7 protein-coding genes are annotated in these 7,359 nt (G+C 66.8%); 3 read left to right on the forward strand and 4 right to left on the reverse strand.

The features are described 5' to 3' along the window. A partial coding sequence (locus tag H926_RS0103250) for a murein hydrolase activator EnvC (protein WP_022675033.1) occupies window positions 1-444 on the forward strand: 444 nt, incomplete at its 5' end. Between the two features lie 139 nt (window positions 445-583). Here the strand turns inward: H926_RS0103250 and H926_RS0103255 are convergent. Continuing rightward, window positions 584-1,000, reverse strand: coding sequence for a DUF1761 domain-containing protein (locus H926_RS0103255; protein ID WP_022675034.1), 417 nt, complete (start codon window positions 998-1,000; stop codon window positions 584-586). A gap of 197 nt (window positions 1,001-1,197) precedes the next feature. Here H926_RS0103255 and rimO point away from each other — a divergent pair, with 197 nt between their 5' ends. Further along, window positions 1,198-2,604 (forward strand): 30S ribosomal protein S12 methylthiotransferase RimO, encoded by a 1,407-nt coding sequence (rimO, locus tag H926_RS0103260; protein ID WP_148291617.1) that lies wholly within the window; start codon window positions 1,198-1,200, stop codon window positions 2,602-2,604. 20 nt (window positions 2,605-2,624) lie between these two features. Here rimO and H926_RS0103265 read toward each other — a convergent pair whose 3' ends face one another. From H926_RS0103265 to H926_RS0103275, 3 genes are all read right to left on the reverse strand, one after another. Continuing rightward, window positions 2,625-3,545 (reverse strand): cation diffusion facilitator family transporter, encoded by a 921-nt coding sequence (locus H926_RS0103265; RefSeq protein ID WP_022675036.1) that lies wholly within the window; start codon window positions 3,543-3,545, stop codon window positions 2,625-2,627. Window positions 3,546-3,632: 87 nt separating this feature from the next. Next, entirely contained in the window at window positions 3,633-5,411 is a 1,779-nt protein-coding gene (locus H926_RS25385; RefSeq protein ID WP_158441926.1) for a methyl-accepting chemotaxis protein, read from the reverse strand. Window positions 5,412-5,563: 152 nt separating this feature from the next. Further along, on the reverse strand, window positions 5,564-6,553 hold the full coding sequence (locus tag H926_RS0103275; RefSeq protein WP_022675037.1) for a magnesium and cobalt transport protein CorA: 990 nt from the start codon (window positions 6,551-6,553) through the stop codon (window positions 5,564-5,566). A gap of 71 nt (window positions 6,554-6,624) precedes the next feature. Between H926_RS0103275 and H926_RS0103280 the strand changes: the two genes are divergently transcribed. Continuing rightward, window positions 6,625-7,359, forward strand: a 735-nt coding sequence (locus H926_RS0103280; RefSeq protein WP_022675038.1) for an NAD(P)/FAD-dependent oxidoreductase, incomplete at its 3' end; no start/stop codon positions are given.

Below are 7,359 nucleotides of genomic sequence, written 5' to 3' on the forward strand. Positions count from 1 at the left end.
GCGCCACCGCTGCGCCCGGCCCCCGAAACGGCCCCGGCACACCAGCGTGAGACTGGCGCCCCGCGCCTGTCCTGGCCCACATCAGGCACGATCGTGGCGCGCTTTGGCGTGCGCCAGGCGCGGGGGCGGGCCAACAACGGCATCGATCTGGCCGCGTTTACCGGTATGTCGGTCCATGCCGCAGCCGCTGGTCGCGTGCTGTTCGCCGGCACGGAGCCGCAGCGCTTTGGCCAGTTGATCGTGATCGACCACGGCGGTGGCTGGGTTACCGCCTATGCCTATCTTGGCCGGGTTGACGTGGTGGAGGGCCAGCGCGTGACCGCCCGCCAGCCGATCGCGCGGATCGGCCGCAGCGGCGAAGCGCAAAAGCCGACACTGCATTTCGAACTGCGCCGCGACAACGTGCCGCGCGATCCGGCGCCCTATCTGCCGGTGCGGTTGTAGGTTTGTTCATGGCCCCAGCACCACCCCCCAACCCCCTCCTCTGAAGAGGAGGGGGAGTTAAGGTGCTAAAGATAAAGCCCCATCCTCTTTAGAGGAGGGGGTTGGGGGTGGTGCGAGGCCTTACGCCGACCCTAGAATATCAGAACCGGCCGAGCATCCAGAACACCGTGCCCATGGCCAGATAGCACAGCATGACGCAGCCGGCGTCGATCATGGCCAGGCGCGTCGAGGTGCGCTGCTGGGTATAGCCGATCCACAGCCCGGGGATGACAAAGGCACCGGCCAGGCCGCCCGACATCATGAAAAACAGCCAGGGCTTGGCCGCCAGGGTGGCCGCGCCGACGCGGGCGAACATGTGCCCCATCATTGTGGAACTGACCAGCAGCAGGCCCGCGGTGATCGCCAGCGTGCGCCAGGGCGCCATGCGCAGGCCCAGCCCGCCCGGCCCCACTTCGGCCAGGCGCGCCCGGCCAAAGAGCGGGCCATACCACAGGCCCTGCACCGCCAGCGCCGCCAGGACGGCCAAAATCACTGCAAACCAGTTTACCGGACCCATTGCACCTCTTTCCTGTGCCACGCCCCCGTGTGTGCCTGTGCGTAGACCCAGCGCACGCAAAGCGCAAACATGTGACAGGAAATCATCGTTTTCCTTCCACGCTCCGTCGCAGCGATCGGCGCCCAAGCCCAGCAAGGCCGGGGAAAAGCCATGATGAGGTGACGCGCGCGCCTTTTGCGCGTATGGGCGCGCGCACAATGGCCACATTTCCCCCCGATTCCCGCGACACCACCCCCGCCCCCGAGCCCAAGCGCATCGGCATGGTCAGCCTGGGCTGCCCCAAGGCGCTGGTCGATTCCGAACGCATCCTTACCCGCCTGCGCGCCGATGGCTATGCCATGAGCCCCGACTATGCCGGGGCCGATGTCGTGCTGGTCAATACCTGCGGGTTCCTCGATTCGGCCAAGGAGGAAAGCCTGGCCGCGATCGGCGAGGCGATTGCCGAAAACGGCCGCGTGATCGTGACCGGCTGCATGGGCAACGAGGCCGAGGTGATCCGCGCGCGTTTCCCCGATGTGCTGGCCGTGACCGGCGCGCATCAGTACGAAGCCGTGGTGGAAGCGGTGCACGAAGCCGCGCCGCCGGCCATGGGCCCCTATTTCGACCTGATCCCCCAGGCGCTGGATGACATGGGCGGGGTCAAGCTCACCCCGCGCCATTACAGCTATCTCAAGATTTCAGAGGGCTGCAACCACGCCTGCTCGTTCTGCATCATTCCCGACCTGCGCGGCAAGCTCGCCAGCCGGCGGATCGATGCCGTGCTGCGCGAGGCGGAAAAGCTGGTGGCCGCCGGCACGCGCGAACTTCTGGTGATCAGCCAGGATACCTCGGCCTATGGCGTGGACGTGCGCCACGAGACACGGACCTGGAAAGGCCGCGAGGTGCGCACCCACATGACCGACCTGGCGCGCGAGCTGGGCCAGCTGCGCACGTCCGATGGCCAGGTGCCGTGGGTGCGGCTGCACTATGTCTATCCCTATCCGCACGTCGACCAGGTCATCCCGCTGATGGCGCAAGGGCTGCTCACGCCCTATCTGGATATCCCGTTCCAGCACGCCAGCCCCAAGGTGCTGCGCGCGATGAAGCGCCCGGCCAACGAAGCCAAGGTGCTCGACCGTATCAAGGCCTGGCGCGAGATCTGCCCCGATCTGGCGATCCGCTCCAGCTTCGTCGTCGGCTTCCCCGGCGAGACCGAAGAGGATTTCCAGTACCTGCTCGACTGGCTCGATGAAGCCCAGCTCGATCGCGTCGGCGCCTTCCGGTTCGAACCGGTCGAAGGTGCGGCGGCCAACAGCCTGCCCGATGCCGTGCCCGACGCGGTCAAGGAAGAGCGCTATGCCCGGATCATGGCCAAGACCGAGGCGATCAGCGCCGCGCGCCTTGCTGCCAAGGTGGGCCGCACGATCCGCGTGATCATTGATGACGTGGGCGAGCCGGACGAAGATGGCGATATCGGTGCCACTGGTCGCAGCCAGGCCGATGCCCCGGAAATCGATGGCGCGGTCTATCTGCGCAACGTGCCCGCCAGCCTCAAGGCCGGTGATTTCGTCGACGTGGTGGTGGAAGAGGCCGATGCCCACGACCTCTATGGCGTGATCGCCTGACCACCTGAACGCCCCGCTGTTCAGCCGTCGAGAGCCTCGGTCGCGCTGTCGCGCGGGCGAACATAGACGCGCGCCACCAGGGGAAAGCGGCTCGATACCTCGGTCTCGATCGCCAGCACGATGCGCTCCACGTCGCGCGCGGTGATCGTATCGTCGAAATCGGCGCTGATGATCACGGTCACCATCGTTGGCGCACTGTGCACGGTCAGCACTTCGTGCACGCGCACCACCCCGGTGTGGGCAGCTGCGGTGGCGCGGATCGCCGCGACCAGCTGGGGATCGGCGCTTTCGCCGATCAGCAGGCCCTTGGCTTCATAGAGCAGGATCAGCGCCAAGGCGCCGAGTACCAGCCCGATCACGACCGAGGCCATCCCGTCCCACAGTGGATTACCGGTCAGCAGGCTGAGGCCAAGGCCCAGCGCGGCGACGACCAGGCCGACCAGCGCGCCTGAATCCTCCAGCAGGATGACCAGCGTGGGCGCATCCTTGGTATCGCGGATCGCGGCCCAGACCGTGCCGCGCCGGCCGCGGTTGAAATCGCCCAGCGCCGCCAGGATCGACCAGCCTTCCAGGCCAAAGGCCACGCCCAGCACGGCAAAGGCGATCAGCGGGCTTTCCGCCGGCTCGGGATGCAGGATGTGCATCACCCCTTCGAACACCGAAACCCCCGCGCCCAGGGCAAAGACCAGGATCGCGACAATGAAGCTCCAGAAATAGAGCTCGCGGCCATAGCCGAAGGGATGCAGCGCATCGGCCGGCTTCACCGCGCGCGAGCGGCCGTGCAGCAGCAACAGCTGGTTGGTCGAATCGACCATGCTGTGCACGCCTTCGGTGAGCATCGCAGAAGAGCCGGTAAACGCGGCGGCCACGAACTTGGCCACGGCAATGCCGAGATTTGCCCCCAGGGCAATCAGAATGGTGCGTGTCGATCCACCGGCCATGCGCGGTCAGGTCCCCTGTTGTCGTGACGAAGCACGGGGCTAACGCGCAAGGACGGTGAATGTCACCCGATTAGTTGCGCCGGTCGCTCAGGCCGCCAGGCGGGTATGGCCGGCGGGGGCATGGCCGGTGCCCAGGTCGAACTGGCCGACCAGCTGGCCCAGGGCATTGGCTTCGTTCGACAGGCTGCGCGAGGCGGCCGTGGCTTCTTCCACCAGCGCGGCGTTGGCCTGGGTGATGCGGTCCATGTCGGATACCACGGTATCGACCTGGCCGATCGCGCCGGCCTGCTCTTCGGCCGAGCGGGCGATCGCCTCGATCATTTCCGACAGGCGCGAGGTGCGCTCCACGATCTGGCCCAGCGCGCTTTGCGTTTCGCCGATCATCTGCACGCCATTGCCCACGTCGCGATCGCTTTCGCGGATGATCGCGGTGATTTCCTTGGCCGCTTCGGACGAGCGCTGCGCCAGGCTGCGCACTTCGCTGGCGACCACGGCAAAGCCCTTGCCAGCGTCCCCCGCGCGCGCCGCTTCCACCCCGGCGTTGAGCGCCAGCAGGTTGGTCTGGAACGCGATGCCTTCGATCAGCGCGACGATTTCCTGCATGCGGTTGCTCGACTTGGCGATGTCTTCCATGGCCGAGACGGCCTGGGTCATCGTCTCGCCGCTGGCACGCGCCTCATGGCGGGTCTGCCGCGCGGTGTCGCTGGCGTCCTTGGCGGTCTGCGCGGTCTGCGCCACGGTGGTGCTCAGTTGGCGCACGGCAGCGGCGGATTCTTCCAGCGCGGCGGCCTGGTTTTCGGTGCGGCTCGACAGGTCATGGCTGGCCGATGCGATCTCGCTGGCACCCACGCGCACGCCCTGCGCGGCCTGGGTCACCTGGCCAAGGGCATCGGCCAAGGTCGCCATCGACTGGTTGAAATCGACGCGCAGCTGCTCGTAATCGCCGGGGAAAGTTTCGGTGATGCGGTGCTGCAGGCGCCCTTCGCGCAGCGAGGCAAGCCCCGCGCCCAACGCGCCCACCACCTGCTGCTGCACCGCCATGCGTTCTTCCCCCGCACGCGCCGCCCGCCGCGCCACGAAATCCTTGATCCCTTCCAGCGCACGGGCAATCTCGCCCACTTCGTCGGTCAGCTCATGCCCCGGGATGCTGCGATCGATCTGCCCCGATGCCATGTCCTGCATCGCCTCGGACAGGCGCATCAGCGGGTTCGACAGGCGCAACCGGAACAGCAGGGCGACGCCCAGAGCAACGATCACGGCCAGCACACCCGCCCCCACGGCCATGGACCGCAGACGGTCTGCCTGGGCCACGCCCGCTGCGGTGTCTGCCTTGGCCAGCGTGGCATTCCGCGTGGCCAGGCCAGCAATGCGCTTGCCCATGGTCAATCCCAGGGGATTCATCCGGTCGCGAAACTGGTTATAGGCTTCGTCGTTGCGGTTTTGCAGCGAATAGTCGCGCACCGGGCGGGCTTCCTTGACCCAGGTGTGGAAGATCTGCTGCAGTTCACCCACGGCGTTCAGTTCGTCCTGATCGCCGGTCGGCGCTTGCAAGGCGCGATAGTCGTTCAGGGCCTTGTCGAAATCCGCCACGCGCTGGTCGAACTCGGCATCGAGGCGGCGGGTTTCGGTCAGTTCGTTCGACAGGATGTGCTTGGCGATGGTCAGCCGCAGATCGCCCAGCATGCCACGCAACTGAGTCAGCGCGGTGAGCGTGGGAACCGTGTCGGTTGACATCGCGGTCAACCGCCCACCAAGGCTGCTGGTCGCCGAAATGGCCATGGCCGCACTGCCCACGGCCGCCAGGGCCAGTAGCAGCGTGCCCAGCAGGGAAATGGTGCGAATTCGCAAAGACCCGAAAACAGACATGTGAGAGCCACCCTTGCCTTGCATCATCCCGCGCGACAGATGGCGCGGCCTTTCGCAGTGCATGGACCATGGCGCGTTAAGCCTGCGCCGATGCCGGCATAGGGGATTATGCGAGAGGGGGGCGATGCGCGATGCCGGCCGGAATCAGCCGGTCACAGCCAGCCGATCCGGCGAAAACGCCAATAGAGCCCGCCGCATATCGTCAGGATCACGCCCCAGACGAAGAAATAGCCGTAGTGCCATTTGAGTTCAGGAATGTACTCGAAGTTCATCCCATAGATGCCGGCAACGGCGGTGGGCACGGCGAGCAGGCCCGCCCATGCGGCCAGTTGGCGAGTCATTTCCCCCTGGCGATGCTGTTCGAGCAGGCTGGCGGTTTCGACGATCGCGGCCAGCGTCTCTTTCAGTCCGCGCAGGCGCGCCATGGCGCGGCGCACATGGTCGAGCACGTCGCGAAACCAGATGCGCGCGGTGGGATCGATCAGCGCCACGTGGGATTCGGCCAGGCGCTGGCACACTTCCTCCATCGGGCCGATGATCCGCTCGAACCGGCGCAATTGCCGGCGCAGGCGGAAGATGCGGCGGATCGTCTGCTGTTCGGGAAAGACGTCGATCGCCGATTCTTCCATGGCATGGGCCACGGCTTCCAGGCGCTCCATGATCGGCAGATAGCCATCGACGATGAAATCGAGCACGGCATGCAGCACATAGTCGGCGCCTTCAGCCAGGCGCTCGGGATCGGCCTCGAGCTTGTCCCGCAGGCCCAGATGCGCCCGGCTGGAGCCGAACCGGACCGAGATGATGAAATCGGCGCCCAGGAAAAATGCCGTCTGGCCATAGGCCAGCGTCTCACCCGGCTCCAGCGTGGCGGTGCGCGCCACCACGAACAGGTGCTTCTGGTACTGGTCCAGCTTGGGCATCTGCTGGGGGTTGAGGGCGTCTTCCACCGCCAGGGGATGCAGGCCATAGTGGCTGGCGACCTGCGCCATCTCCTCGTGCGAGGGCTCGCACAGGCCAATCCAGTCGAATGCCCCGTCGGGCACGGCGGAGAACCTGTCGTCCAGGGCAAGCGGGCCGGGAATGCGGGCGGCCGAGCGGCCAGTGGGATCGGGCACATAGCGGCGCGCGGCAATGATCGTCATGGCGGCCTATGTGGCAATGGCACGGGAAAAGCGCAATCGTGCTGGCAAAAGCCGGGCAAAGCCTTACGTCCATGGCCATGACGATACACACGCCCGACCTGGATGTGGCGATCATCGGCGCGGGCATCAGTGGCATCAGCATGGCCGCCCACATCGCCCGCGATTGCCCCGGCCACCGCTTTGCCCTGCTGGAGCGGCGCGCCAGCCTGGGCGGCACCTGGGACCTGTTCCGCTATCCCGGCGTGCGATCGGATAGCGACATGCACACCCTGAGCTTCGGCTTTGCCCCGTGGCGCGGCGCCGATGCCATTGCCGATGGCGCGGCGATCCGCGATTATCTGAACGAAACCGTTTCATTGTTCGATCTGGACCGGCACATCCGCCGCAACACCCGCGTGACGGCGGCCGATTGGGACAGTGCCGCCGCCTGCTGGCGCCTGGTACTGATCGACGCAGCGGGGGCGGAGCAGCACCTGGTGGCGCGGTTCCTGGTGCTGGCCTCGGGCTATTACGATCACGATGCCGCGCACGATCCGCCGCTCGCTGGCGAGCAGGACTTTGCCGGGCCGATCGTGCTGCCGCAGTTCTGGCCGCAGGATCTGGACGTGGCGGGCCGGCAGGTGGTGGTGATCGGCTCTGGCGCGACGGCGGCCACGCTGGTGCCGGCACTGGCGCAGCGCGGGGCGCAGGTCACCATGCTGCAACGCACGCCCACCTGGTTCATTGCCAGCCCACGGCAAGACCGGCTGGCACAGCTTCTGCACCGCGTGCTCCCGGCCCGCCTCGCCGCGCGGCTGGTGCGGGCG

The organism is Novosphingobium sp. B-7 (genome assembly GCF_000410615.1).
Lineage (GTDB): Bacteria > Pseudomonadota > Alphaproteobacteria > Sphingomonadales > Sphingomonadaceae > Novosphingobium > Novosphingobium capsulatum.